The following is a 24,865-nucleotide window of genomic DNA, read 5'->3' on the forward strand; positions in this document are numbered from 1 at the left end:
ACACCACGGGCCGGTGGGTACGCCCTCAGCCCGCGCCGAAGCCCTCGCCCGCGCCGGGGACCAGGACTCACCCGGGGCCTCCGGCTTCGGGCCGTTCGCCGGTGAGTTCGGGCTCCAGACCGTCGCCGATCTCGGCAGGAGGCCTCCCGGTGTCGGCCCGCCAGGCCTCGAACGCCCAGGTGGTCAGCGCGACGACGGTCAGACCGAGCAGCCAGCCGCCCAGCACGTCGCTGAACCAGTGAACGCCCAGGGCGACACGGGTGAAGCCGACCCCGACGACCGAGAGCACGGCGGTACCCCAGCACAGCGCCCGCCAGGAGCGGGGAACGAGGGGCAGCAGCACCAGGAGCAGGACGGCGAACGAGGTGGTGGCGGTCATGGCATGGCCCGAGGGGAAGGAGAACCCCGGCGCCCGTGCCACCGGATCCTCCAGCGACGGACGCGCCCGCTCGACGACCGTCTTCACCAGGAGGCCGATGACTCCGCCGGCCACCGCCGTCACCGCGGACCACGCGGCCAGCCGCCACGCCCGGCGGTGCAGCAGCCAGAGCGTCAACAGCCCGACGGCCGTACGCAGGGTCAGCGGATCCCACACCCGGTCGGAGAGGAAGCGCAGCGTGCTCGTCCAGTCGGGATGCTCCAGGGCGATCCCGTGCAGGCGGCGGGCGGCGCTCACGTCCAGTCGGCGCAGAGGCCGCCACTGTCCCTCGACCAGCACGAGGAGCAGACCGAACGGCACCGCGGTGATCGCGGCCACCGCGGCCGAGCCGAGCAGCCGGGCACCGAACCGCCGGTCGGCCGTCCGCCGGCGGTCCCGTGGGCCGAGGGTCGTCACGCGTGCCGCCATTCAGACTCCCGGATCGGGTAGGACCGGACCGGGACGCCGCGCCCGCGAGGCCTCCAGCTGCGCGGCGAAGGACAGTCCGAGGAACAGGGCTATCGACGTCAGATAGGCCCAGAGCAGGAGGGACATGAAGGCGCTGAGGGGGCCGTAGACGGTGTCGAAGCTGCCGCTCACCCTGAGATAGAGGCTCAGCAGCAGGGTCAGCGCCGTCCACAGCACCAGGTACACGGCGGCGCCGAACGCCAGCCAGGTGTATCCGGGCTGACGACGGCGGGGGGAGCGGCGGAAGATCGCGCTGGCCGAGATCAGGGCGAGGAGCAGACCGGAGGGCCAACGCAGCACGTCCCAGGCGGTCTTGGCGGCCCCGTCGAGGTGGTAGACGGTCACGACCGCGGAGGCCAGGTCGCCGCCTGCCACCATCAGCACGAAACCGAGGCCGAGCGGGATTCCCGCGCTCAGCGACATCACCAGGCCGCGCAGATACTTCCGGTGGAAGACGCGGTCGCGCTCGTTCCCGTAGATCCGGTTGGCACCGCGCTCGATCTGGCACATCGCGGTGGTCACGTTGACCAGGGAGAAGGCCAGCCCGAACCACAGGGCGACCTGCGCCCCGTCGCCCGCGGTGTGCCGGCTGCGGCGCAGCGCGTCGTCGACCACCTCGGCGCTCGGGCCCGCGCTGATCCGGCGGATCGTCAGTTCGGCGACCCTGCCGATGTCCTCGGTGTGCAGGGCCGAGGACAGACCGACGAACGCGATGGCCAGCGGGATCAGGGCCAGGACCGTCTGGAGGGCGAGCGCCCGGGAGTGGCTGAACCCGTCGGCGTAGCGGAACCGGATGAACGCGTCGCGCAGCAGGGGCCAGCCGCCGTACCGGCGCAGGGACGCCAGTGCCTCGTCGGCGGAGAGGTCCTCCCCGGTCATGGCATGGGTCTCCGGGACCCTGGTCGCGGTACCCATTCACTTCTCCCGGGAGGGCAGCAGCACGGTCAGCGCTCCGGGCTGGATCTCGGCGGTGAGGCGTCGGCCGCGGCCCACCGGATCCCCGTCGAGTTCCCGGGACTGAGGGGAGCCGAAGACGAGTTCGGCGCGCCGGAAGGTGAAGAACTCCACCGGGACCTCGTCGTGCTCCTCGCCCTCGGCCGCGAGGGTGCGCACGGTGGACGGGCGCGGTGGCCGCGCGTGCCCGCGCAGCAGGGTCCCTACGGCCCGCAGCCAGCCGCCGGGTCCGCGCGGGTCGAGCACCAAGAGGTCGAGCAGCCCGTCGTCGGGGCGGGCGGCGGGCAGCAGGGTGATCCCGCCCTGCACGGTTCCGACGTTGGCGACGAGCACCATGCGGGCCGTGCGGTGGAAGGCGGGGGATCCGTCCAGCCGGATCGTCACCCGCATCCGGGGCGTCCGCAAGGTCGTGATGCCCGCCAGCGCGTAGGCCGGCCAGCCGAGCGTGGCCTTGGCGCGAGGATCGGTGTGCTCCATCATCGCCGCGTCGAGTCCGGCCCCGGCCATCGCGGTGAACCGGGTGGCGCTCAGGCCGTCGCCCTCGATGCCCGCGAGGTCGAGCCGGCGCGGGCCGCCGCCCAGCGCGGCTTCGAGCGCGGCGACGGGGGAGAGCGGCAGACCGAGGTTGCGGGCCAGCAGGTTGCCGGTGCCGCAGGGGACGATGGCCAGGGGGACCCCGCTTCCCGCCAGGGCGTCGGCGACGGTGCGGACCGTTCCGTCCCCGCCGCAGACCACGACGAGTGTCGCGCCCTCACGGATCGCGCGGGCCGTCTGCCCGGCCCCGGGATCGTCCGCGGTGGTCTCCAGGAACCGGGGCTCGCGATGGCCGTGCCGTTCGAGGGTCCGCCGCAGCTCCTGGCGCTCGGACGCGTCGGTCACCGTCGGGTTGAGGATCACGGCGGTCGTCCCGGTCGGGCGCTCCTCCGCGGTGCGTACGGCCGTCGCGGCGGGCGCGGACGGCGCCGCGGTCACGGACCGGTCGACCAGCAGGGCGCGTCCCACGATCAGCAGCGACAGCCCGCCGTTGACCAGGCCGCCCATGACGTCCGTCGGGTGATGCATGCCCCGGTAGAGCCGGGCGAGGCCCACGAGCAGCGGCAGGAGCAGCAGCAGCCCGGCCATGACCCTGCGCCACGGTCCCCGGATCCGGGACAGCGCGAGGACCGCCAGTCCGGCGTAGAGAGCGGTCGCCGCCCCGGTGTGTCCCGAGGTGTAACTGGACGTCGGCGGCGAGGCGTCGAGGCGGTCCACGTCCGGCCGGTGACGGTCCACCGACTCGGTGATGGCCAGGAAGACCAGCGACTGGAGCGAGACGGCGACGGCGAGGAACACCGCCTGACGCCACATCGGGAGGCGGGGTATCAGGAGCAGGCCGAGACAGGCCAGCAGCGTGATGGTGATGACCGTGAGGGTGTTGCCGGCTTCCGAGGCGATGGACGACAGCGTTGTGAGGGTGCCGGTCCGGGCCCGTTCGAGGCGCTCGTTCACGGTGTCCTCGGCCGTCAGGGGCCACAGTCCGCGGGCGGGACCGGTGATGAGCAGCCCGAAGCCCACCAGGGTCGCCGCCTGGCACGCGGTCAGCGCGGCGATGCGCACACCGGTCCGGCCCGTGCCCCGGGGCAGTGCGAACCGGTGGGTGGAGCTCCCTGTCTCGGTCCGGCTGCCGGGCACTGCGGCTGCTCCGTCCGGTACGGCGGTCGGCATCGGGGACTCCCAGGGGCAGCGCGTGCGGCCGGATTTCGCCCGGGACGCGCTTCCCCCCGGGTCCACCGCCGTCTGCCCCGGATCGCCCCGTACAGGCCTCCCGGGGCGCGGACACGCTCCGGGAGCCCGGCTCAGCCGTGGTACCCGATGTACCCGTTCCCGTCACGGTCGTTCGCCGACTTGGTGTTCTCCGTCACGGCTCCGGCCTGCTGTGACTTCGCCCACGACCTCTTGTCCCGACAAGAAAGGCATACCTAAGTTCTGACCCATGGCCCCACGAAATCCCCCGCTCCCCGACGGCCCCGACGGTCCCGACGACGCCGGAGCCCCGCGCCCGGCGGGTCACGGCCGGCCGGAGGCCTCCGCGCTGGTCGAGTTCACCGTCGACCTGACCGCCCAGGAGGTCCTGCGGCAGGCCCAGGTCCTCGCCGCCCTCGGTCCCGACTGGGACCCGATGGAGGTGATGCGCCAGGAGGAGGCCGCCTACGCGCTCCTGTACTCCGGTCTCGACGAGGGACAGCGGCGCGTGTACGACGACCTCGTCGCGGCCGGTGTGCTTCCCCGCCGCGGAGACGGCCGTGCTGCCGCTTGACCCGGGGGCCGACATCGGGCGCCGCGCCTGGGTGGCCTGCCCGAACTGCGCCGACAGCCGCGGATGCGCGTCCTGCGAGCAGAAGCGGTCGTGCTCCGCCCACTGGCGCTACCTGCTCTCCAGCACCGGAAGCCTGCTCCATCTGCAATGCCCGTCGTGCACCCATGTCTGGGCCCACGAGACCGGATTCGGCGCGACCCGCTCCCTCTGGAGCCGCGTCAGGGGCGGCCGTCCCGGACGCTGACCCGGCGGGCCCGCATCGCGGGAGCGGACTTCGCCCACCCCCCAGGACCCGCACGTCACGGCGGGGTTATCCTCAGGGGCCCCAGGCGGGTCGAACTCGTCCGATGCGCCACTGTGGGAAGATCGCAACCCCGCGCGACAGCAGTCCGGGCCCGCGCACGCCATCGCTCGTAGATTCGAGGACGCTCGCGGCCCACCGGTGAATGACGGACCGGCCCGCGCGGGTAAAGAAACTCCATGCGCATCTGCGCGAACATCCCACTGCCCGAAGGACTGCCGGTCTTGGACCTCCCACACTCCGAATCACCTGCCGCGCGACGTCCTGGACGCACCTGGACCGTTCGCATCTCCGGCCACAGCGACCGCACCGCGTCGGTCACCTGCTCCTCTCCCTGCGCCATGCCGCCGCGGTCCCGTGACCTCGCCGCGCTGCGCCGCTTCGCCGAGGCCCATGTCGGCGCCCACGCCCGCGCGGCCACCGTCCACGCGGACGCCGCCTGCGCCTGCCGGCAGGCACAGTGCGCGTCCCACGAGGGCAGCCAGGTGCACTGCATGGGCAGCGTCCTGCTGGTGCTGCGTCACGATCCGGCCATTGCCCAGGTGTGGACACTCATGGAGGTCTGCGCCTCCTGTGCCCCGCTGATGACGCACACCCGCGTCCTGGGCCGCGCGGTGCCCCGCACCCGCACACCCTCCACGCCCTCCGCCCCGCCGGCCGCGGCCGGTGCCCCGGTGGCCGCTCCCGCGGTTCCCGGCGGCTTCAGCGCACCGAGCGGGCCCGGCTTCAACAGCGCGGACGCGCCCCCGGCGCCGTCGCGTCGCCGTGCCGGCGGACATGGCCGCCCCCAGCCACGGCAGGGCGGCCGCCGGGACCAGGGCAGATCCCGCGGCTGACCGCGGCCGGCTGACCGCAGCCGCGCCCGCGACCGGCTGACCGCGGCTTCGCCCGCATCGGACCGAGCGCGGTCCGCCCGCACCCGGGCAGGCCGCGATTCCGCACGCCCGGGCCGGCCGGTGGCCCGTCCCCCACCGGGCCGCCCACGGCGTCGGCGCGCCCACGAGGCGCGCGTGCCCGGTCGAACAGGGTCCATCTCGTGCCGGAGGCGGGCGCAAGGCCCGTATCGGGACGTTCTCGTGAACAGTGCCGCGGCGGTTGAGAGTTCACCATCGACTGAAAGATGTTGCATGACTTTGCGCAACTCTTGCAGGCGTTGCAAGGTGGCACGCGCCGCGGCTCCACGGCCGCCGCTCTCGCCGACATGAAGGACGCCTCCATGGTCACCACCAGCCGCTTCGCACGACCGCACGCGATCCGGACGGCTCTCGGCCTGTCCGTCGCCGTTCTGGGGTTGTTGGGTGCCGCCGGCGCACCCGCCACCGCGCTGGACGCGGGCCGGGGTGTCCTCGCCGCCGATGCCGCCGACCCGACGCCCGCCCCGGACTGCGTCCACTACTACAGCGACTGGCGCTACACGACCGTCGTGAACGACTGCGACACCACCGTGGACGTCACCGTGCAGTACACCGACGGGCAGGGCGCTCCGTGCCGCACCCTGCCGCCCCGGGCGATCGCCACCTTCGCCGGCTACGGCCCCCAGCTCAACTACGTCACCGGCCTGAGCGGCTGCACACCGCCGAGCGCCTGACGTCGCCGCGCCCGGTCACGGGCAGCGGTAGGTGAGCTCCGTCGAGACGGTGCGGTGCAACGGCGACAGCAGTCGCAGCTCGGCACGCGCCGCGTAGCGGCCGTCGCCCTGGAACGTCCACAACAGGTGCAGCCGCGCACGCTTCTGGTCGTGCGTCAGGTCCTCGTGCAGGACCTTCGAGGAGGTGCCGTCGCTGCGGACCCAGCGGTAGGTGAGCTCGCCCGGCCTGCCGTTGGTGGTGACCGTGCCGGTGATGTCGGCGGTCTCGTCGCAGCCGGGGGAGGGCGACGCGGTGGTGACCGTGACGCCCTCCACCGCGAGGGACGGCCCGGAGCGGTGCCACAGGAGGAACGCGACGACGATCAGCAGCACCACGGCCGGCAGCGCGTGCCGGCGCCAGGTCCGGCGGCGTACGGGCGCGGCGGGCGGAACCTCGCCCACCGCCCGGCGCATGGTGTCGGCGTTCACACCGGGGCCGAAGCGCAGCAGGGTGCCCTCGACCCGGTCGGGCGGGACCTCCGCGGCCGTGGTGCCCGACAGGACGAGGGTCTCCGAACCGCCGGTGAGGGCAAGGGTGTCGGAGGTCTCGGGCCGCTGGATCCAGTGACTGGCCAGCACCGTCGCGCTGTAGTCGTCGTCGGATGAGGGGGCGCCGGGGGCGCCGGAGTCGTCGGTCATGTCAGTGTGCACCGCCGGGTCAGAAGCTGCTGCCAGGCGCCACCGTCGGCGGAGGCCGGGCGGGTGCCGGCCTGAACGCCCCAGTAGCAGCCGGTTCCCGCGAACGTGTGGTCGAGGGCGATGGTGTACTGGGTCGCACCGCTGCGCTGGTACGTGTCCGCCGCCCCGTCCTGGGTCCCGGGCTGTCCGCCGACCTCACCGGTGAACCACGCGACCGTGAGGGTGACCGGTCCGGTTCCGTCGGTGGTGACGGTCACCGTGGCCGTCGCCGTCGCCGTGCCCGTCTGGCGGAAGCCGCTGAACGCGACCGACTTGACGCCGACGGTGACGCTGGGCGAAGGGGACGAGGTGGGGGGCGCGGACGTCACCGTGACCGGGGGCGTCGGGGGTGCCACGGTCGCCGAGGGGGACGCCCCCGCGGTCGTGGACGCCGTCACGGACGGCTGGGTGGTCGCGTCCGTGGCCGACGCGGAGGGCGTGGCCTGGGCCGACACGGACGACGAGGAGGACGGCGTCGGCGAGCCGGGGCCGTCCGTCGCCGTGGGGCCGCCGTCACCGGCCGGCCGCGCGCTGGTCGTCGCCAGGGCCTCCGCCGCCCCGCGTGGTGTGCCGAAGTCCGGGGCGTGCCGGTCGATGCCGTAGGTCAGCAGCAGGGCCGCGACGAGGGCGGCCCCGGCGACGAGGAGTCCGCGCAGGCTCGGCCGCCAGATCCGCAGCCAGTCGGGCACGCCGCCGAGCACCGTGCGCGCCGTGTCCGTGGCGTGCCGGGGCACGGCGGGGGTGGAGGGGAGCAGCAGCAGCGACAGGGCGGCGAGCGCCGCGAGCCGGCGCCTGCCCCGCTCCTCCCAGTCCGCGCCGTACGCGCCGCCGGCCGTCGCCTCCAGCTCCGCGACGAAGTCCTCGGCGTGCGCGGGCCGCTGATCGGGCGCCTTGGCCAGGCCGCGCAGGACGAGGCCGCGCACCGGCTCGGGGACCTCGTCGGCGGGGATGGTCCCGTCCACGTGCTGGAGGGCGAGCTCGGCGAGGTTCTCGCCCGTGTAGGGCTTGCGTCCGGTCAGGCACTCGAAGAACGTCGCCGTCGCGGCGTACACGTCGGCCGCCGGCGAGGCGGGCGCTCCGGTCCACTGCTCGGGTGCCATGTACGACGGGGTGCCCGCGATGCCGGCCGTCGTGCCGTCGGTGGCGGCGATCCCGAAGTCGACGAGTTTCGAGGTGCCGTCGGGGCGGACGAGCACGTTCTCCGGTTTGTAGTCCCGGTGGACCACGCCGAGGCGGTGGGCGTCGGCGAGACCGAGCAGGGAGCCTTTGAGGAGGACGAGAGCGGCTTCCGGTTCCAGCGGGGCCTGCCGGCCGAGCACGGCCCGCAGGGACACCCCGTCCACCAGTTCCATGACGATGGCCGCGCCCTCGGGCCCCTCCACGTACTCGTAGAGGCCGGCCACGTGGTCGCTGCGCAGCCCGCCGAGCAGCCGCGCCTCCGCCCGGAACTCCTGGACGAAGCCCGGCCGGGTGCGCAGCGACTCGCTGAGGTACTTCACCGCGACCGGATGACCGGTCCCCTCGTGAACGGCCAGCGCGACGCGTCCGCTCGCCCCCGAACCGAGCTCGCGGGACTCGGTGTAGCCCGGTACCGCCCATGTGCTCATGACTCAATGCCTCCCCGGGACGTGGAGCGCGCGCGGGGCATTCCGGTCCCCGCGCGCTCCAGCCGTGTGCTGAGACACGATCCGGGCCGCTTCGGTTGCAGAGGGCGCGGAACGGATCGCCGGGCGGTCCTCACCCCAGTTCGGCGAGGTCCTCCGCGGTCAGTTCGAGTGTTCCGGCGGCGATGTTCTCCTCCAGGTGCGCGAGGGAGCCGGTGCCGGGGATGAGGAGGATGTTGGGCGATCGGGCCAGCAGCCAGGCCAGGGCCACCTGGGGCGTGGTCGCGCCGTGGCGTGCGGCCACCGACTCCAGGTGCTCGGCGGTGACCGGCTGGAAGCCGCCGACCGGGAAGAAGGGGACGTAGGCGACGCCTGCCTCGGCGCAGGCGTCGACGAGGGGATCGTCGTCCCGCTGGGCGAGGTTGTACAGGTTCTGCACACAGGCGATCGGCGCGATCTTGCGGGCCTCGGCGAACTCGTCGGCCGAGATGTTGGAGACGCCGATGTGCCGGATCAGGCCCTCGTCGCGCAGCGCCAGCAGTGTCTCCAGCGGGCCGGCCAGGGACGCGGTGTCGGCCGCGCCGATGTCGCCCATCCGGAGGTTCACCGCGTCCATCCGGTCCACGCCGAGCGAGCGGAGGTTCGCCTCGACACCGCGCCGCAGATTGTCGGGGGTCAGGCCCGTCTTCCGCGCCTCGGGCAGGGAGATGTCGGCGCCCTCGACCAGCGCGCCCACCTTGGTCACGATCACCAGGTCGTCCGGGTAGGGGTGCAGCGCCTCCCGGATCAGCTCGTTCGCCGCGACCCCGTCCCGTGCGTAGTAGTACGAGGTGTCGATGTGGTTCACCCCGAGTTCCACGGCGCGGCGCAGAATCGCCAGTGAGGTGTCCCGGTCGGGCCGCTCGCCTCTCGGCCAGCCCGTCAGTTTCATCGTGCCGTAGCCGATGCGTGCGACGCTCAAGTCGCCGCCGAGTTCCCATCGTTCAGTCGTCGTCACGATCACCACCATAGACGGCGGGCGCGACGCGCCGCCGGGGCTGTGGACGAGTGACCCGGGTGACGTCCGCGGCCTGCGGCAAGGGCCGCGCGCCGGACGGTGTACGCCGTACGGCGCGCACCCGTACGGCGGGCGACACGCCGTCACTCACCCCGGGCTCCGCGTTTCCGTGCGTCGGTCGGGGACAAGCCGGTGTCCACGGGAGACGCTGCTCCCGGGCACGTCGACAGGACCCGGCACCGGGCCGCGTCGTGCCCCGGCCCGCACCGCCGCAGCCCCGCACGAAGGAGTCCCCCGTGACCGAGTCACCGTCGCCCTCGGCAGCCGACGACGCGTACCGCTTCGAAGACCTGCGGGCGCTGTTCATCAACTGCACGCTGAAGCCCGCGCCCGAGCTGAGCCACACCGAGGGTCTCGTGGACAAGAGCAGCGCGATCATGGAGGAGCGGGGAGTCACGGTCGAGGTCGTGCGCGCCGTCGACCACGACATCGCTCCGGGCGTCTACCCGGACATGACCGAGCACGGCTTCGCCACGGACGACTGGCCGGCCATCCAGGAGCGGGTGATGGCCGCCGACATCCTCGTCCTGGCCGGGCCGATCTGGCTCGGCGACAACAGCTCCGTGACCAAGCGGGTCGTCGAGCGGCTCTACAGCGGTTCGGGAGTCCTCAACTCCGCGGGGCAGTACGCGTATTACGGACGCGTCGGCGGCTGTCTGATCACCGGCAACGAGGACGGTGTGAAGCACTGCGCGATGAATCTCCTCTACAGCCTCCAGCACCTCGGCTACACGGTCCCGCCGCAGGCGGACGCGGGGTGGATCGGGCCCGCGGGACCCGGTCCCTCGTATCTCGACCCGGGTTCCGGCGGCCCGGAGAACGACTTCACCAACCGCAACACCACGTTCATGACCTGGAACCTGATGCACCTGGCGGCCCTGCTGAAGCGGTCGGGAGGCATCCCGGCGCACGGCAACCAGCGCTCGCTCTGGGACGCGGGCTGCCGTCCGGACGCCCCGAACCCCGACTACCGCTGAGTCACAGACTCCGCGCGGGCCAGTCGAGCAGCCGGGCGCCGATGACCGCGGTCTGGAGTGTGTAGCGGTGCGCGGGGTCGGCGGGGTCCGCGCCGGTGAGCTGGTGGATGCGTTCCAGGCGGTACGTCAGCGCGCGCACGCTCAGCGACAGCCGGCGGGCCGCCGCCGCGGCGACGCAACCGGTGTCGAAGTACGCGGTGAGCGTGTCCAGGAGCGGCCGGGCTCCGCCACGGGCTCTCGTCAGCGGACCGAGCGCGACGAGGACCAGGTCGGCCATCGCCTGGCGGTCCCGGGTCAGTACGGGGTAGACGAGCAGGTCGGCGGCGCGCAGCACGGGAGCGTCCAGGCCGAGCCGCTCGGCGAGTTCGAGGGCGTTGAGCGCTTCCTCGTAGGACTGGACGACCCCGCCGGCGCCGGGCCTGGGCCTGCCGATCGCCACCTGCCCGCCGTCGGTGGCCGCGTGCGCCTGCTCGGCGAAGTGGGTGAGGACGTCGTCCTGTTCGCCGGGGGCGATGCACAGCATCCGGCCGTCCTTGGTGGTGAACAGGATGTTGCGGTCACCGAAGCGGGCGATGAGGGCCCGTTCCACCTGGCGGGGCACGGGCGCCGACTCGTCGTAGGCGGTCGGGCCCTGCGCGACGGCGACGGCGTGCGTGGGGGAGAGCCGCAGACCGAAGCGCTCCGCGCGTTCGGCGAGGCGGCCCAGGTCGCTGCGCCCGTAGAGGAGGTCGTCGATGAACTCGCGCCGGGCGGCCTCCTCCTTGCGCACGGCGAGGAGCTGGGCCCTGTCGTAGCCCTCGGCGAAGGCGTCGATGACCTGCTGGACCGCGGCGAGCGCGCGGTCCGCCGAACCGGGTGAGGCGGGCCAGGCGGCGCGCGCGGCGGAGAGGTGGGCGCTGACGAGGGCGGGCAGTCCGTGACCGGCGTCGGCGGCCCGTTCGCCCAGGGAGCGCCGGGACTCGATCTCGTTCCGGGTGAGACGCCTGCCGGTGACGGAGACGTCGGCCAGTATCCGGGCGTAGCCCTCCAGATACTGCTCGGGTATCCGCCGTTCCATCCGTTCGTCCCCCGGTTCCTCGACGGCCCGGTGACGACTTCCTGATGGTGACCGGCACCCAGAGCCTAGGCAACGCTGCCGGGAACCGGCAATGCGCATGCCATGCAGCGCGAGGCACGATGACGGCAGGGGAGCACGCGGATGGTCCTGTACCGGACAGCGGCAGCGTCGCCGTTGTCCGGGACACGGATCAGGGTGCGGGCCAGTTCCGCAGCAGGGCGTCGAGGGCGTCCAGAATCCTCGCCCAGCTTTCCCCCGAGTCGGGGGCGCTGTGGCTGAATCCTCCACTCGCCTCCAGGCTCACATAGCCGTGGAACATGCCGCCCAGCATCCGGACCGCATGGGTCTCGTCCGGTTCCGTGAGGTCGTAGCCCCGCAGGATCGCCCGCATCATCCGCGCGTGCTTGACGCCCGCGCTCGCCGCGGCCGTCTCCGGGTCGAGCCTCAGCTGCGCGGCCGCGTAGCGTCCCGGGTGTTCCCGGGCGTAGTCGCGGTAGACGTTCGCGAAGGCGGTCAGGGCGTCCCGTCCGGCCCGTCCGGCCAGCGCGGCGGCGCCCCTCTCGGCGAGTTCGTCCAGGGCCAGCAGGGCGATCCGGGTCCTGAGGTCCTGGGAGTTCCTCACATGCGAGTAGAGGCTCGCCACCTTGACGTCGAACCGCCTGGCCAGTGCGGAGACGGTGACCTGGTCGAAGCCGACCTCGTCGGCCAGTTCCGCCCCCGCCCGCGTCAGGCGTTCGGCGTTCAGTCCCGCACGGCCCATGGCCTACCTGCCCTTCGTGTCCCTGGCGTAACTGATTATGCATTTGCCTAAAGCATTTAGGCAAATTACCGTGAGACCTATGAAGCCGTTGACCGAGCAAGAGATCCGTGCCGCGTTCGTGAACTGCACCAAGGGGGAGGCCAAGCGTCTCTCCGTGCCGCGCGACCTGGCGGACCGGCCCTGGGACGACCTCGACTTCCTCGGCTGGCGGGACCCGCAGGCACCCGACCGCGCCTATGTCGTTGCCGAGCTGGACGACGGTCTGAAGGGCCTCGCGCTGCGCTGCCCCGGCGCGAGCGTGGGGCAGTTGCGGCGCAGCATGTGCTCCATGTGTGTGACCACCCACACCGGAGGTGTCTCGTTGATGGTTGCCCCCAAGGCGGGAAAGGCCGGGCAGCAGGGCAACTCGGTCGGCGCCTACATGTGCAGCGACCTCGCCTGTTCGCTGTATGTGCGGGGGAAGAAGGACGCGGGCATGGGAGGTCGGCTCCGCGAGTCGCTGACCCTGGAGGAGAAGATCCGGCGGACCGTGGTGAACCTCGCCGCGTTCATCGACAAGGTGACGGCCTGAGGGGTGCGTCACGGCGGCGGGCCGCGGCGCGAACGCCGCGGCCGTGACACCGTGCTCCACGGGACTCCACCGAACCTCGCCGGATTCCACCGACCTTCGACGGACTCCGCCGAACCGCACCGGATCTCACCGGGCGAGGCGCAAGTCCCGCACGCGGGAGCGGGGTTGATGTGCCTGGGGCTCCCTAGGCGTCGGCGGTCTTCGCCTCCGCCTTCACCTTCGGCTCGCCCTTGGCCGGCTCTTGCGCGGCGGTCGACGGCGCCGACGGCTCCGCGGCGTCGACCGCTGTGTAGAACACCGAACTGCCCTGCTTGGCGCGGTGGGCATGGCTCTTGGCCACGAGGTTCTCCAGGGTGGTCCGGACGACATTGGTCTGGATGCGGCGCTCGGGATGGGTCTGGCCCAGGGCCGTCGAGACCTCCGCGGCGGACCGCGGTTCCCGCTGATCCGTGAGGTAGCGGCGGATGAGGTCGATCAGGGTGGGCTGTGCCGAGGCGTCCTTGGACGCGGGCTTCGCGGCCGAGGGCGTCCGTGCCGCGGTGGCCTTCGCGCCGTCGGCGTTCTTGGCCCGCGAACGCCTGCTTCCGAGGGACTTGACTGCCGTGGCCTTGCCGCCGGCGACCTTGTCCTCGACGGTCTTGTCCTCGGCGGACCTGGCTCCCGCGGTCCTGCCCTGCGGGGCCTTGCGCTCCGTGGACTTGCCGGACGTCTTCTGACGCGGCACCGCGGTGGCCGCCGGTTCGGGAGCGGTCCCGGCGACGACGCCGGCGGCCCCGAGTGCCTGCTGAAGGTTGGTGAGGACGGCGTGGTCGTGCCGCAGGGCGTTCAACTGCTCCTGGAGCGCCTCCATTTCCGCACCGACGCGTTCCTGCTCCTTGGTGTTGCGTTCCAGGTCGGCGTCCACCTGGGCGGTGTACTGCGATGTCAGTTCGGTGGGAGTCTTGGTCTCGGGCACGAGGGGACCTTTCTTAGGCGCGCGGTCGGCACATGAACACACCGGGAAGAAGGTGCTGTGGTGCGGGGCGTGTTGGTGTGGACCGGGCTGCGTGGCTGGGCGACCGCACATGATGCGTATGCCCCGGCTAACAGATAGTACGGACACTGTTGGCCCGTTGTTCCCTTCGCGTGCGGGTTCGCCCCAAAGGGGAGTTCGGGTCGTCCACCGGAATTGACTCCCGCCATCGGCGACGGTGCCGACTGCGCGGGCGGCTCGCGGGTACACGGCGGGTACGGGAGAACCCGGACAGGACGAGCGGAAGCGAGGTCGGGCGATGGCGGTCAAGGCGATGGGCTGGGCGCACTCGTTCCCGGTGTCGGGAGGGGTGGGCGCCGGACGACGCTGGACCCGACGGCAGCTCGAGTCCCTGGCGTGGACGGCGGACGAACCCGAGACGGTGGACGCCGTCGTGCTGTCGGTGTCCGAGCTCCTCACCAACGCCCATGTCCACGCCCACAGCGACGCGCGTCTCGTCCTCACCTGGGACGGTGAGTGCCTGCATGTGAGCGTCCACGACGAGGACCCCACACTGCCGCTCCAGCGGGACCCGGAGCCGGGAGCGGTGTCCGGCCGAGGGGTGGGAATCGTACGGATGCTCGCCGACGAGTGGGGCATGAAGTGCCAGCGGCACGGCAAGACGGTCACGGCGTGCTTCCGCCCGGCCGCCGCCCGGGAGCGCGGCGCCGACGGCTGAGGCCCGCTGTCCCCCTGCCACCGGCTGCGGCGCACGGCGAGCCCGCCCGGAGCCCACCCGCCGCTCGGCGCGTGGTGTGCCCGGACGGCCCACCCGCCGGGCGGCGCCGTGCCGTGCCGCCTACGTTGGCCGGGTGAGTGGCTCCAGCGTTCCGCCCGAGGACGGTGACGGCACGGTCAGGCCGGCACGTCACCGAACCGACTACGCCGGCGCCATCTACGGCTCGATCCTGGCCGCCTCCGTGGTGGCCACCGCCGGGACGACGGGGGAGTACCCGCGCCTCGAGGCCGTCGTGTTGCTGGAGGTCACCGGAGTGGTGTTCTGGGCGACCCATGTCTACGCGCACCTCGCTGGGGAGCGCATGGTGGGCCGGCCCTGGTCCCTGCGCCAGATCCGCCGGATCGGCACGCACGAGTGGTCCATCGTCGAGGCGGCCACCCTCCCGGCCGTCGCCGTGGCCCTCAGCGCGGTGTTCGGGATGAGCGCGAACACCGGCCTGTGGATCGCCCTGGCCGTCGCGGTGGCCCAGCAGGTCATGTGGGCGTGCCTCGGCGCCGTCCGCGCCGGCGCCACCCTCGGGCTGATCGTCGCCGAGGGCTTCGTCAACCTGGCCCTCGGACTGATCATCGTGGCGGCCAAGGTCCTCCTGAAGCACTGAGCATGCTGCTGGACGCGGCACCCCGCGTCCGTACGCCGTACCCGGTGCGCGCCCCGGGTCCGTACGTCCGAACCCCCCGGACCTCGCGGGAGTGGTTAGCCTGGAGCGGAGGGGGAGGCTCGGGTGACGGCCCAGAGGAGGCCGGTATGGCCGGTACGGCAGACATGTATTCCGCTGTCGGCGAGGACGGACTCCATGGCGCGCCCGGCGGCCCGTACGGCACGGGCAGCCCCCGCTACCTGCCGATCGCCGACCACGGCCTGATCGGCGATCTGCGCAGCGCGGCCCTGGTCGGCACCGACGGCACCATCGACTGGTACTGCTGCCCGCGCTTCGACGCGCCGAGCGTCTTCGCCTCGATCCTGGACGCCGACAAGGGCGGCTGCTTCGAACTCGCCGCGGACGTCCCGGCGCGCACGAAGCAGTTCTACTTCCCCGACACGAACGTGCTGATCACCCGGTTCTTCGCGGACGACGGGGTCGGGGAGATCCAGGACTTCATGCCGGTCGTCGACGGGTCGCGCGAGGCCGACCGGCACCGTCTGATCCGCCGTGTGGTGTGCGTCCGCGGAACCCTTCCCTTTCGCGCGCGGGTGGCCCCCCGCTTCGCCTACGGGACGGTCCCGCACACCGTGCACGTCGACTCCGGCCAGGCCGTCTTCACCACGCCCGCGCTCAGACTGGCCCTGACGTCCACGGTGCCCATCGAGGTCGCGGGGCAGGACGTGTGGGCGCTGTTCAAACTGAGCGAGGGGGAGACCGCGGTCTTCGCCCTGGACCGGATCACCGACGAGGTGGCCCCGCGGTTCTGCGCGGTCACGGAGGCCGAGCGGGACTTCAAGGCCACCGTGCGCTACTGGCGGCACTGGCTGTCGCAGTCGCGTTACCGGGGCCGCTGGCGGGAGATGGTCCACCGCTCCGCCCTCACCCTGAAACTGCTCACCTACGTCCCCACGGGCGCCATCATCGCCGCCCCGACCACCAGCCTGCCGGAGCGGATCGGCGGCGAGCGCAACTGGGACTACCGCTACGTGTGGATCCGCGACGCGGCCTTCTGCGTGTACGCGCTGCTGCGCCTCGGCTTCACCGACGAGGCCGAGGCCTTCATGGGCTTCCTGTCCGAGCACGTCCAGACGGGCATACCGGAGAACGTCGGCCCCGATGGCCCCTTGCAGATCATGTACGGCATCGACGGGCGCCGTGACCTGCCCGAACGCGAGCTGACCCATCTGGAGGGCTATCGCGGCTCCGCTCCGGTGCGGATCGGCAACGGCGCCGTCGGCCAGCTCCAGCTGGACATCTACGGCGCCCTCGTCGACTGCCTCTACCTCTACGACAAATGGGGGCAGCCCCTCTCCAGCGCGCACTGGGACAACATCCGCGGACTGGTCGACTGGGTGTGCGCGAACTGGGACCAGCCCGACGAGGGAGTGTGGGAGACCCGAGGGGGCCGCAAACCCTTCCTCTACTCCCGTGTCATGTGCTGGGTGGCCATCGAACGCGCCATGCGGCTGGCCCGGCACCGTGGTCTGCCCGCCGACGTCCTGCGCTGGGGTGACGCCCGGGACACGATCTACCAGCGCATCATGAGCCAGGGCTGGTCGAAGGAGCGCAACGCCTTCACCCAGGTCGAGAACAGCGACGTCCTCGACGCCTCGCTGCTGATGATGCCGCTCGGGAAGTTCATCTCCCCGACCGACCCGAAATGGCTCGCCACCCTCGACGCCCTGGGGGAGGACCTGGTCTCCGACTCCCTGGTCTACCGCTACGACCCGCAGACGAGCCCCGACGGCCTCAAGGGCGAGGAGGGCACCTTCTCGATCTGTTCCTTCTGGTACGTCGAGGCACTCACCCGTGCGGGCCGGCTCGACGAGGCCAGGCTCGCCTTCGAGAAGATGCTCACCTACGCCAACCACCTGGGCCTGTACGCGGAGGAGATCGGCCACACCGGCGAACAGTGCGGCAACTTCCCGCAGGCCTTCACCCACCTCGCCCTGATCAGCGCCGCGTTCAACCTCGACCGCAGGCTCGGCTGACGCCCGCGGACCCGGCGCTCGCCGCCGGTCCTCGGCTCAGGGCGCGGTGAACAGGCCGGGGAAGCGGGGCGCGAGCCAGGGCTTGCGGCCCCGGACGAGAATGCGGCCGCGGAGCAGGGGGCTGAACTGGCCCTGGCGGCCGAGCGCCATCAGCAGAAAGGTGACCGGCTCGATCGAGATGGTGCAGTCAGGGCCGGCCGGCGGCCGCTCGTCGACGCTCACCACGCCGTCGGTCAGCGTCACGCCGAACGCACCGCCGCCCCACAGGCGTACGACGTAGCGGGCGTTCATGCCGGCGGTGGTGCGCGGTTCGGCCACGCGCGGCATCGCCCTGAGGAGGAACGGCAGGGTCAGCGCGGCCCGGGTCCGGTCGATCATGTGCGGCCGCCCCAGGGCGCGGGCCAGGTCGTAGCCGTGGCCGAGCATGTGGGTGAGCAGATACGCCCCGAGCTCCTGCGGACTCATCGTGCCCAGCGGAGTGACCACCTGTCCCTCCAGGGAGCCCTTGTCCAGGGCTTCGGCGCAGGCGTCGGCGTGTTCGACGATCATCGCGGCCAGGGGCTCGGCCCGCCGCTCCGTGAACTCCGCCAGCGAACGCTCGTTGGCCTTGGCGAGACTGCTCGGTGTGCCGTCCCCGTAGGGGCGTGACTGTCCCGCCGCTATGTGGGCCATCAGTTCGTTGGCCAGGGCCAGATGCGCGGCCGCCTCGCCGACGTTCCACTCGGCTCCGGGGATCCGGCGCGCCATGTCGGTGCCGGGTCCGAGGAGCGCGGCGATCTCCGCGGCGGTCCCGTGGATCGCCGCGCCCAGCCCTTCGGGCAGCGGCCTGCGCACGTCCTGCCCCGTCACTGAGTCCACGTCGTCCGCCTCTTCTGCCGGCCCCGCGTCACCGGGCCGGAGGCGACCGTGCGGCGGCGGGGCGCCTTGTGCACACCGGTCGTACAGGAGACCAGGCATCGCGGGCGGCGGCAAGACCCTGAGCAGGGAGAACGTGTGGAGACGGCGGGATGTCGAGGGCAAAGCGGTCATTCGTCCCGGGGCCGGTGCCCGGTGCCCGGTGTGGCCGCACGCCCGGAAGCCGAGGGGGCCGGACGGGACACCGGTGAGGTTTCCCGTCCGGCCCCGGTCGGTTGTCAGCAGGTGCCCTCGTCCTGCCAGGGACCCCAGTCGACGCCGGTCGGCGTCTCGTTCTGGGTCCACCACTTGGCCTTCCAGTTGTGGTGGTTGTACGAGGCCTCGTTCCCGGCGGTGTAGACCGTGGCCGCGTTCCACGCCGTCTTGCAGGGGCTGCCCGGCGGCGTGGGCGTGGGGGTGGGGGTCGGGGTGGGCGTCGGGGTCGGTGTGCCGGTGGGCGGGGTCGCACCGGCGAACTTCACCGAGTACTTCGCGAAGTCCCAGGGGTTCTGGGCGACGCTGGAGCAGGTGCCCGACGTACGGCCGCCGTTGTCGGCGGGGGAGCACTGGCGGTCCCGGTTGAGGGACCAGAAGGTGAAGCGGTCCATGTTGTGGCTCGTGGCGAAGTCCAGCACGGTCTGGAAGTCGGCCTGGGAGAAGTACTCGCCGCTGTCGCTACGGCCGTTCATCCCGGAGAAGCCCTCATGGGCGTACGCGGTCGCCTGGTCCCAGCCGAAGGTCGACTGGAGGATCGAGTTGAAGCCCGCGAGTGCGCTGGTCTGGGACGCGGCGCCGTTGAAGCCGCCGTCGAACGGCATGATGGAGAAGTTGTTCGGGGTGAAGCCCTGCGACTTCGCCTCCAGCAGCATCTGCTTGCCGAACCAGCCGGTTCCGTCCGCGGTTCCCGCCGTGGTGACGGACACGTACAGGCCCGGGTTGTTCTGCTGGAGGATCTTGGCGGCGCCGATCTCGTTCCTGACGGCCGCCGTGTTCTCGTACTCCGGCTCCTCCAGGTCGAAGTCGATCGCGTGCAGACCGTACTTGGTGATGACCTGCTGGTAGGCGGCGGCGGTGGCGGCCGCGTCCGAGCAGGTCTGGCCGAGCTTGGTGCCGCCGTAGCCGCCGATCGAGATCGAGACGTCGCCGCCCTTGGCGCGGATGGTGTTGATGACCGACTGCACGGCGGTGTCCGAGGAGACCGCCGCCGTACCGCCCCAAGTGGGCGAACAGCCGCCGCCGTCGGGAGCGAGGACGAAGGCGAGCTGGAACGCCTTGAGGCCGGTCGCGTCCATGATGGCGGCCGCGTCCGGCGGGTCGTTGTCGATCGGCATCAGATAGGGGGCGGCGGCGTACCACCGGTTGCTGAGCGCGGTGGTCGCGCCCGAGGCGCTGCCCGCGACGAGGGCGGTCGTGCCGACCGCGGCCAGGCTCACGGCGGCGGCCGCGCCGAGAGCTGCGCGAAGACGTCTCACTGTGCCTCCAGAGGGGTGGGGGAGGCCCCAGCTTCCGGGTTCTGTCGCGATCACGTCAATATGTTGGACTAGACCAAATCGGTCTTTGGACTAGACCAGGCGAAGTCTTTACCCGGCGGCCGTTCCCGCCGCGCTCCCCGTGCTCCCACCGTGCTTCCGCGCGGCCCCCGGCTCTGACTCGACGCCCGGAAATGACGCACGCAGACATCTTGTCACTGAGTGACATCCGCTCCTACTCTCCAGTATGACTCGGGAGTAACTAACAGGCGTCGTACGGGACTTCGACGTCCGTCCCTGCCGAGGACACAGGAACAAGGCGGCACGGAACAACGGGAGACAGAGCCGAACGGCGAAGCCGCAGCCACGAGCCCTCGGGCTCCGCCGAACAGACCCCTCACACCACACTGCCTCGCCCGGCGTCGTACGACGCTCGGGTCGAAGCCGTACCACGCGCCGCCCGGCCGACGGCGCGCGGACGGCGCCTTCGTCCTGTCCACCTCCGCGACGCGGCTCGGCGTGGTCCCGCCCTGCCCGCGTCCGGATCCGAGTGCCGCCCTTCCCCCTCACCGGCCCGGAACGTCACCGGCGGTCCCGCGCCGATGGCCCGGCCGGCTCCCCGGCCGGCACCGGCGTCACGTCCTTGACGCCGTCGGCCGCCCGCACGACCCCCACGTTTTGACGAAGCAGGAGTGAGCCGCATGCAACGACCCCACAGCACGCGTATGCCACGAACGACGTCCGGCCGGCGCCCCGGCGCGAAGCGGTCCTCGCCCGCCACGAGCCCCCGGCCCGCCGCACGCGACGGCGGCCGCCTCCTCGCCACCGCCATCGCGGTCCTCGCCTGTCTGAGCGTCCAGGCGCTTCCCGCGGCGGCCGCGGACGCCGTGGTCTCGCGAGGCGTGACCATCCCCGCGTTCTACACGCCGCCCACCAACCTTCCCGCGGCCAACGGCGCCCTGATCCGCAGCGAACCCCTCCCGCTCGCGCTCAGCCTGCCCGGCCTCGACGGTCCGCTCCCCGGCACCGCGACCCGCCTGATGTACAAGTCGACCGACTCCAACGGACGTCCCGTCGCCGTGACCGGCGCCTACATCGAGCCCTCGGCCGACTGGCGGGGGGACGGTCCGCGCCCCCTCGTGGCCGTGGCCCCCGGCACCATGGGCCAGGGCGACCAGTGTTCGGCCTCCCTGGGCCTCCAGCACCCGATCACCCTCAACGGCCAGACCGTCTCGGTCGGTTACGAGGACCTCGCGATCTACCGGCTCCTGTCCGAAGGCGCCGCGGTGGTCGTCACCGACTACGTCGGGCTGGGCGCGACCGACCGGCTCCACACGTACGTCAACCGCCTCGACGGCGGTCACGCACTGCTCGACGCCGTCCGTGCCGCCCGCGGGCTGAGCGGAGCGTCGGTCACCTCCGGCTCGCCCGTCGGCCTCTACGGCTACAGCCAGGGCGGCGGCGCCAGCGCCTCGGCCGCCGAACTCCAGCCCACCTACGCCCCCGACATCACCCTCGCCGGCACCTACGCCGGCGCACCGCCCGCCAACCTCACCGACGTCATCAAGGGCATCGACGGCAGCGCCCTCGCCGGAGCCCTGGGCTGGTCCCTCAACGGCTTCCTCCAGGCCGACCCCGACCTCCAGGCCGTCGCCGACGCCAACCTCAACTCCGCGGGGAAGGCGGCGCTGAACGACCTCTCCACGATGTGCGTCGGCGACGCCATCCTCGGATATGCGTTCAGGAGCAGCACGTCCTGGACCAAGGACGGCGAGTCCGTCAGCGAACTCGTCGACCACATCCCGGCACTCCAGAACACCCTCGAGAACCAGCGCATCGGCAAGCTCAAGCCGACCAGCCCCGTACGCGTGGTCACCGGCGTCCAGGACGACATCGTCCCGCACGCCCAGGCACGTCAACTCGCCGTCGACTGGTGCCGCAAGGGCGCCGACATCACGTACGACGCCATCATCCTGCCGAACCTCGGCGACAAACTGCTCACCAACCACATGGCACCCCTCCTGACCGACCAGGGCGACGCCATCTCCTGGCTGACCGACCGCCTGGCCGGCAGGCGCGCCGTCTCCAACTGCTGGACCATGCCCCTCCAGCCCTGACCCGCACGGTGCGGGCCCGGCGCCGAAGCCACGGCGCCGGGCCCGTCCGGCCGCCCGTGTCCGATCCGAACGGCAAACGGTCGTCATCGCTCAACGAGTGCCTTTTAGCAGCAAAGTGCCGTGAACACGCCCGGAAATTCCTAGGCTCGCCTCCTGTTTCTCAGCATCCGGGAGGACCCGCGTGCCGCAGCACCATCGGACGAACGAGAACGATCTCGTCCTCCCGAGCGGTTTCGACGACATCGTCCGAGCGATCGACCGGTACGTCATCGACCGCCGGACCGGCATCCACCACCGACAGCGGAGCGCCCGGCACCGGCTGCCCGCCCTGCTCCTCACCCGCGAGGCCGCGGCCGGGACGACCGCGGTGGGCACCACCACGACCGGAGCCGCCGCGCGGGACACCGGGCAGGGAGAGCCCGACCCGGCGCTCTCGGCCCTGGTGCACGTCTACCACCACCGCCTGGTACGCCTGAACAGCGGCGAGACGGGCCATCTGGCCAGCCTCGCGCCCCACGCCATCGTCGACGAGGAACTGCTCGCCTGCGACCACCCGGGGGAGGACGCCGAAGGGCGCGACGGCCCCCACGTACGCCTGCTCGACCGGGTCGCCAGACAACTGCGCGCCACCATGCCGGACGGTTCCGGCACCTTGCGGCTCACGGAGTTCGACGCCTGTCTCTCGGTGCTGCGCGCGGCCATCGTCGACGGGGACGTCAGGGACGAACGACGGGCGCTGCGCGACCGGATCTACGACAAGTACGCCTGGAAGTTCGGGTTCGCCGCCGAGGTCAGCGCCCTCGGCGAGGAACTCGGCGCCCGGCAGTGGTCGGCCATCACGAGACTGGTGACCACACCGCTGGCCTGGCTGTGGCGGTGGTCCTACGGCGTACGCGTCGACCGCGGTGCCCGTTTCCGGTGGGTCGGCGGCATGCTGGACGAACCGGGGCGCAGCTTCCTCAACGCCGCCCTGTCCCTGCGCGACGCCCACCTGCGCTCCCGGGCCCAGGACCGGGCCGACCGCGAAGCACCGGCGGCGGCCGGGGCCCCGGCCGCCTCGGCCAGGTCCGCCGTGTCCGCCGTGTCCGCCCGTGACGAGGCCGTGGTCCGCCAGGTCCTGCTGACCGCGCTCATCCACGATCTGACGCGAGCCGCCCGGCCGCCGGTGTGGAGCGCGCGCAGGCCACGGCGGCGCTGGCCCTTCGTCCTGCTGCTGCCGACGGTCGGCGGCGACGACTCCCCGAGCCGCAAGCTCCTGAACTCCTTCTCCGCCGTGGCCGAGGAGACCGTGACCTGCCCCCTGCTGGTGCTCGCGGCCGCCACGGCGGACATCCCGCCGTACGCGGTCGGCCTGCCCCGGCCCGCCGTCCCGAGCCAGAACGCGCGCCCGAGCACCTACGGCGCGACCGCGCAGGCGGTGGCCTCCGTACTCGCCGCGGGCGCCTGCGGTCAGCCCGTCGAAGCGGTGCGCGCGGTGCCGCTGTCCCGGGTACCGGACAACGGGACGAGCGCCGAACGGCCCGCGGTGCAGCGGACCGTGCGCTCCCGCGAGCGGCGCGGGAGCGACTGGCTGCGTCCCGGTGTCGCCGCCGTCGCCGTGCTGGCGGTGCTCGCGGTGGTCGCGGCCGGACTGACGCGGGTGCCGGGGCTCGGCGGGACACGGCATCGCCCCGCACCCCGGCCCGTGGCCGCCGCCACCGACACCTGGTGTCCGCGGGTCGGTACGGGCGAACGAGTCGGGATCACCGACGGCAGCGACGGGTGCGACCTCGCCCACGGCCTGTACGCCGACGAACTCCGCACTCTCGAAAAGCGGTTGGGCCGCCAGAACGCCGAGGTCGACCGGTCCGGGCCGTATCGCACCCTGGTCTTCTTCGCTCCGCTGAGCGTCGGCTCCACCTCGCGCAGGACCGTGCCCACGGGCTTCCAGATGCTGCGGGGCGCCCTGCTCGCGCAGAAGGAGGCGAACGGCCTGCACCTCAAGTCCCAGATGCCGATCCGGCTGCTCATGGCCAACGCGGGCGAGTACTTCCGCTTCGGCTCGCACGGCGGACTCAACCGGACGAACCACAGCCGGGTCGACGTGGCCCGCATGATCGTCGACCGCATCCACCGGGACCACGTCGCCGGCGTCATCGGCCTCACCCAGAGCCGTCCGGAGTCCCTCCAGGCCGCCGTCGAGCTCGACGCCCAGGGCGTCACGGTCCTCGGCACCGGCGTGTCCGGCCAGCCCATGGTCGAGGGCGACTCCCCGGTGTCGTACTTCCAGCTCTCGGCCCCGGACGAACGGGTCGCGCGCGTCATGGCGTCCTTCGCCCGGCGCTCACCCCGGCTGGCGGCCCTGACCAAGGTCCGCCCGGGGCACACCGCCCCCGCCGCGGTCCTGGTCTTCGACCCGCACGACACCTACTTCAGCGCGGACCTGAAGAAGCGCTTCACCGACGCCTACGGTTCGGCGGGGCCCGTCTACCCGGTGCCGTACAGCGAATCGGGCGACGACAGCCAGACGACCTCCGTGGCGGCCGGGGTCTGCGCGCTGATCCACAGGACCGACGGCTTCGTCCTCTACGCGGGCCGGGCCAGTGTCATGTACGACCTGTTCTACTACCTCCAGAACGACAAACAGTGCCGTACGCACCAGGGCCGCATCGCCGTGATGGCCGAGAGCGCCGCTCCCAGCCTGGTGCTGCATCCCGAACTGATGGCGCAGCAGTACAGCTCACTCAGCCTTTTCTACAACCAGTTCAGCCTGCCCGATCAAAAGGGCTTCTTCGGCACCGAGTTCCGCAAGGACTACGGGGTCTCCTCCGACAGCGACGGCGCCGCCGGCTACGACGCGCTGAACGTCTTCTTCAAGGTGATGAACGAAATCGCCGTCACCGACCCGCAGTTCACCCCCAGTGCCGTGGTCACCTTCCTCCAGTCGACCGGAGTCACCGACTACGTGGGCGAGTCGGGGATCATGACCTTCGGAAAGGGACACAAGTACCCGGTGGACAAGGAGATCGACATCCGCGAGATCACCGGGGACGGCACCAGGATCACCGACCTGACGTGCGGTGCCGTCGCCGCGAAGGAGGACCCGGTGACGCGCTGGGGCCCCTCCCTCAACTTCCTCTGCCCCCAGGACGAATGACACGTCGTCATGACGTGCGTGCGGACACGGACCGTACGCACGGCACGGGCAGGAGGCAACCCTCCGGCATTCTCTTCCGTCCTCGTGGGGCGGGGG

General features: G+C 72.2%; 22 protein-coding genes. 11 read left to right on the forward strand and 11 right to left on the reverse strand.

The window, feature by feature from the left end; genetic code table 11:
• Positions 1-67: 67 nt before the first annotated feature.
• The 3 genes from ACZ4AA_RS15890 to ACZ4AA_RS15900 are packed head-to-tail and all read right to left on the reverse strand — an operon-like array spanning position 68 to position 3,544.
• Positions 68-847, reverse strand: coding sequence for a phosphatase PAP2 family protein (locus tag ACZ4AA_RS15890; RefSeq protein ID WP_467601487.1), 780 nt, complete (start codon positions 845-847; stop codon positions 68-70).
• Complete coding sequence (locus ACZ4AA_RS15895) at positions 848-1,801, reverse strand: YihY/virulence factor BrkB family protein (RefSeq protein ID WP_467601490.1); 954 nt, start codon at positions 1,799-1,801, stop codon at positions 848-850.
• On the reverse strand, positions 1,802-3,544 hold the full coding sequence (locus tag ACZ4AA_RS15900; RefSeq protein ID WP_467601493.1) for a bifunctional phosphatase PAP2/diacylglycerol kinase family protein: 1,743 nt from the start codon (positions 3,542-3,544) through the stop codon (positions 1,802-1,804). It abuts the gene before it with no gap.
• A 268-nt stretch (positions 3,545-3,812) separates the two neighbouring features.
• Here ACZ4AA_RS15900 and ACZ4AA_RS15905 point away from each other — a divergent pair, with 268 nt between their 5' ends.
• From ACZ4AA_RS15905 to ACZ4AA_RS15920, 4 genes are all read left to right on the forward strand, one after another.
• Complete coding sequence (locus ACZ4AA_RS15905; RefSeq protein ID WP_467601495.1) at positions 3,813-4,136, forward strand: DUF6400 family protein; 324 nt, start codon at positions 3,813-3,815, stop codon at positions 4,134-4,136.
• Positions 4,123-4,380 (forward strand): hypothetical protein, encoded by a 258-nt coding sequence (locus tag ACZ4AA_RS15910; RefSeq protein ID WP_467601497.1) that lies wholly within the window; start codon positions 4,123-4,125, stop codon positions 4,378-4,380. The genes ACZ4AA_RS15905 and ACZ4AA_RS15910 overlap by 14 nt, the downstream gene beginning before the upstream one ends.
• A 398-nt stretch (positions 4,381-4,778) precedes the next feature.
• The gene (locus tag ACZ4AA_RS15915; protein ID WP_467601499.1) at positions 4,779-5,273 is read left to right on the forward strand and encodes a hypothetical protein; all 495 of its coding nucleotides are present in this window, start codon (positions 4,779-4,781) and stop codon (positions 5,271-5,273) included.
• A gap of 317 nt (positions 5,274-5,590) precedes the next feature.
• Complete coding sequence (locus ACZ4AA_RS15920) at positions 5,591-6,025, forward strand: hypothetical protein (RefSeq protein ID WP_467601502.1); 435 nt, start codon at positions 5,591-5,593, stop codon at positions 6,023-6,025.
• Positions 6,026-6,040: 15 nt separating this feature from the next.
• On the opposite strand, the gene ACZ4AA_RS15925 is transcribed toward ACZ4AA_RS15920, so the two are convergent.
• From ACZ4AA_RS15925 to ACZ4AA_RS15935, 3 genes are all read right to left on the reverse strand, one after another.
• A complete protein-coding gene (locus tag ACZ4AA_RS15925) occupies positions 6,041-6,703 on the reverse strand; it encodes a hypothetical protein (protein ID WP_467601504.1) in 663 nt (220 codons plus the stop codon).
• Positions 6,700-8,349 (reverse strand): serine/threonine-protein kinase, encoded by a 1,650-nt coding sequence (locus ACZ4AA_RS15930; RefSeq protein ID WP_467601506.1) that lies wholly within the window; start codon positions 8,347-8,349, stop codon positions 6,700-6,702. The genes ACZ4AA_RS15925 and ACZ4AA_RS15930 overlap by 4 nt, the downstream gene beginning before the upstream one ends.
• A gap of 130 nt (positions 8,350-8,479) precedes the next feature.
• Complete coding sequence (locus ACZ4AA_RS15935) at positions 8,480-9,277, reverse strand: oxidoreductase (RefSeq protein WP_467602452.1); 798 nt, start codon at positions 9,275-9,277, stop codon at positions 8,480-8,482.
• A 362-nt stretch (positions 9,278-9,639) separates the two neighbouring features.
• Here ACZ4AA_RS15935 and ACZ4AA_RS15940 point away from each other — a divergent pair, with 362 nt between their 5' ends.
• Positions 9,640-10,380, forward strand: coding sequence for a flavodoxin family protein (locus tag ACZ4AA_RS15940; RefSeq protein WP_467601508.1), 741 nt, complete (start codon positions 9,640-9,642; stop codon positions 10,378-10,380).
• Position 10,381: 1 nt separating this feature from the next.
• On the opposite strand, the gene ACZ4AA_RS15945 is transcribed toward ACZ4AA_RS15940, so the two are convergent.
• Positions 10,382-11,437 (reverse strand): PucR family transcriptional regulator, encoded by a 1,056-nt coding sequence (locus ACZ4AA_RS15945; protein ID WP_467601510.1) that lies wholly within the window; start codon positions 11,435-11,437, stop codon positions 10,382-10,384.
• A gap of 190 nt (positions 11,438-11,627) precedes the next feature.
• Positions 11,628-12,197 carry a TetR/AcrR family transcriptional regulator gene (locus ACZ4AA_RS15950; protein ID WP_467601512.1) on the reverse strand — a complete coding sequence of 190 codons (570 nt, stop codon included), beginning with the start codon at positions 12,195-12,197 and terminating at the stop codon, positions 11,628-11,630.
• Between the two features lie 79 nt (positions 12,198-12,276).
• On the opposite strand from ACZ4AA_RS15950, the gene ACZ4AA_RS15955 reads away from it, so the two are divergent.
• Complete coding sequence (locus ACZ4AA_RS15955; protein WP_467601515.1) at positions 12,277-12,768, forward strand: FBP domain-containing protein; 492 nt, start codon at positions 12,277-12,279, stop codon at positions 12,766-12,768.
• 184 nt (positions 12,769-12,952) lie between these two features.
• Here the strand turns inward: ACZ4AA_RS15955 and ACZ4AA_RS15960 are convergent, their stop codons facing one another.
• Positions 12,953-13,723 carry a hypothetical protein gene (locus ACZ4AA_RS15960; protein WP_467601517.1) on the reverse strand — a complete coding sequence of 257 codons (771 nt, stop codon included), beginning with the start codon at positions 13,721-13,723 and terminating at the stop codon, positions 12,953-12,955.
• A gap of 316 nt (positions 13,724-14,039) precedes the next feature.
• Between ACZ4AA_RS15960 and ACZ4AA_RS15965 the strand changes: the two genes are divergently transcribed.
• The 3 genes from ACZ4AA_RS15965 to ACZ4AA_RS15975 all read left to right on the forward strand — a co-directional run bounded on the left by ACZ4AA_RS15965 (position 14,040) and on the right by ACZ4AA_RS15975 (position 17,153).
• Positions 14,040-14,459 carry an ATP-binding protein gene (locus ACZ4AA_RS15965; protein ID WP_467601519.1) on the forward strand — a complete coding sequence of 140 codons (420 nt, stop codon included), beginning with the start codon at positions 14,040-14,042 and terminating at the stop codon, positions 14,457-14,459.
• Between the two features lie 133 nt (positions 14,460-14,592).
• A complete protein-coding gene (locus tag ACZ4AA_RS15970; RefSeq protein WP_467601521.1) occupies positions 14,593-15,117 on the forward strand; it encodes a hypothetical protein in 525 nt (174 codons plus the stop codon).
• A 164-nt stretch (positions 15,118-15,281) separates the two neighbouring features.
• Positions 15,282-17,153, forward strand: a complete 1,872-nt coding sequence (locus tag ACZ4AA_RS15975; RefSeq protein WP_467602455.1) for a glycoside hydrolase family 15 protein — start codon at positions 15,282-15,284, stop codon at positions 17,151-17,153.
• Between the two features lie 36 nt (positions 17,154-17,189).
• On the opposite strand, the gene ACZ4AA_RS15980 is transcribed toward ACZ4AA_RS15975, so the two are convergent.
• A complete protein-coding gene (locus ACZ4AA_RS15980; protein WP_467601523.1) occupies positions 17,190-18,011 on the reverse strand; it encodes a maleylpyruvate isomerase family mycothiol-dependent enzyme in 822 nt (273 codons plus the stop codon).
• A gap of 275 nt (positions 18,012-18,286) precedes the next feature.
• A complete protein-coding gene (locus ACZ4AA_RS15985; RefSeq protein WP_467601525.1) occupies positions 18,287-19,519 on the reverse strand; it encodes a carbohydrate-binding protein in 1,233 nt (410 codons plus the stop codon).
• Positions 19,520-20,241: 722 nt separating this feature from the next.
• On the opposite strand from ACZ4AA_RS15985, the gene ACZ4AA_RS15990 reads away from it, so the two are divergent.
• Both ACZ4AA_RS15990 and ACZ4AA_RS15995 read left to right on the forward strand, forming a co-directional pair.
• Positions 20,242-21,633, forward strand: a complete 1,392-nt coding sequence (locus ACZ4AA_RS15990; protein WP_467601527.1) for a lipase family protein — start codon at positions 20,242-20,244, stop codon at positions 21,631-21,633.
• Between the two features lie 181 nt (positions 21,634-21,814).
• Positions 21,815-24,769: a type 1 periplasmic-binding domain-containing protein gene (locus tag ACZ4AA_RS15995; RefSeq protein ID WP_467601530.1), complete on the forward strand. Its 2,955-nt coding sequence runs from the start codon at positions 21,815-21,817 to the stop codon at positions 24,767-24,769.
• Positions 24,770-24,865: the final 96 nt, after the last annotated feature.

The organism is Streptomyces sp. NPDC024698, from assembly GCF_055559015.1.

Coding starts and splice junctions, on each gene's coding strand:
- ACZ4AA_RS15925 (WP_467601504.1), bottom strand. CDS start 6,703: ATGACCGACGACTCCGGCGCCCCCGGCGCCCCCTCATCCGACGACGAC.
- ACZ4AA_RS15955 (WP_467601515.1), top strand. CDS start 12,277: ATGAAGCCGTTGACCGAGCAAGAGATCCGTGCCGCGTTCGTGAACTGC.
- ACZ4AA_RS15945 (WP_467601510.1), bottom strand. CDS start 11,437: ATGGAACGGCGGATACCCGAGCAGTATCTGGAGGGCTACGCCCGGATA.
- ACZ4AA_RS15935 (WP_467602452.1), bottom strand. CDS start 9,277: ATGAAACTGACGGGCTGGCCGAGAGGCGAGCGGCCCGACCGGGACACC.
- ACZ4AA_RS15975 (WP_467602455.1), top strand. CDS start 15,282: ATGTATTCCGCTGTCGGCGAGGACGGACTCCATGGCGCGCCCGGCGGC.
- ACZ4AA_RS15930 (WP_467601506.1), bottom strand. CDS start 8,349: ATGAGCACATGGGCGGTACCGGGCTACACCGAGTCCCGCGAGCTCGGT.
- ACZ4AA_RS15950 (WP_467601512.1), bottom strand. CDS start 12,197: ATGGGCCGTGCGGGACTGAACGCCGAACGCCTGACGCGGGCGGGGGCG.
- ACZ4AA_RS15965 (WP_467601519.1), top strand. CDS start 14,040: ATGGCGGTCAAGGCGATGGGCTGGGCGCACTCGTTCCCGGTGTCGGGA.
- ACZ4AA_RS15900 (WP_467601493.1), bottom strand. CDS start 3,544: ATGCCGACCGCCGTACCGGACGGAGCAGCCGCAGTGCCCGGCAGCCGG.
- ACZ4AA_RS15905 (WP_467601495.1), top strand. CDS start 3,813: ATGGCCCCACGAAATCCCCCGCTCCCCGACGGCCCCGACGGTCCCGAC.
- ACZ4AA_RS15915 (WP_467601499.1), top strand. CDS start 4,779: ATGCCGCCGCGGTCCCGTGACCTCGCCGCGCTGCGCCGCTTCGCCGAG.
- ACZ4AA_RS15990 (WP_467601527.1), top strand. CDS start 20,242: ATGCCACGAACGACGTCCGGCCGGCGCCCCGGCGCGAAGCGGTCCTCG.
- ACZ4AA_RS15895 (WP_467601490.1), bottom strand. CDS start 1,801: ATGGGTACCGCGACCAGGGTCCCGGAGACCCATGCCATGACCGGGGAG.
- ACZ4AA_RS15890 (WP_467601487.1), bottom strand. CDS start 847: ATGGCGGCACGCGTGACGACCCTCGGCCCACGGGACCGCCGGCGGACG.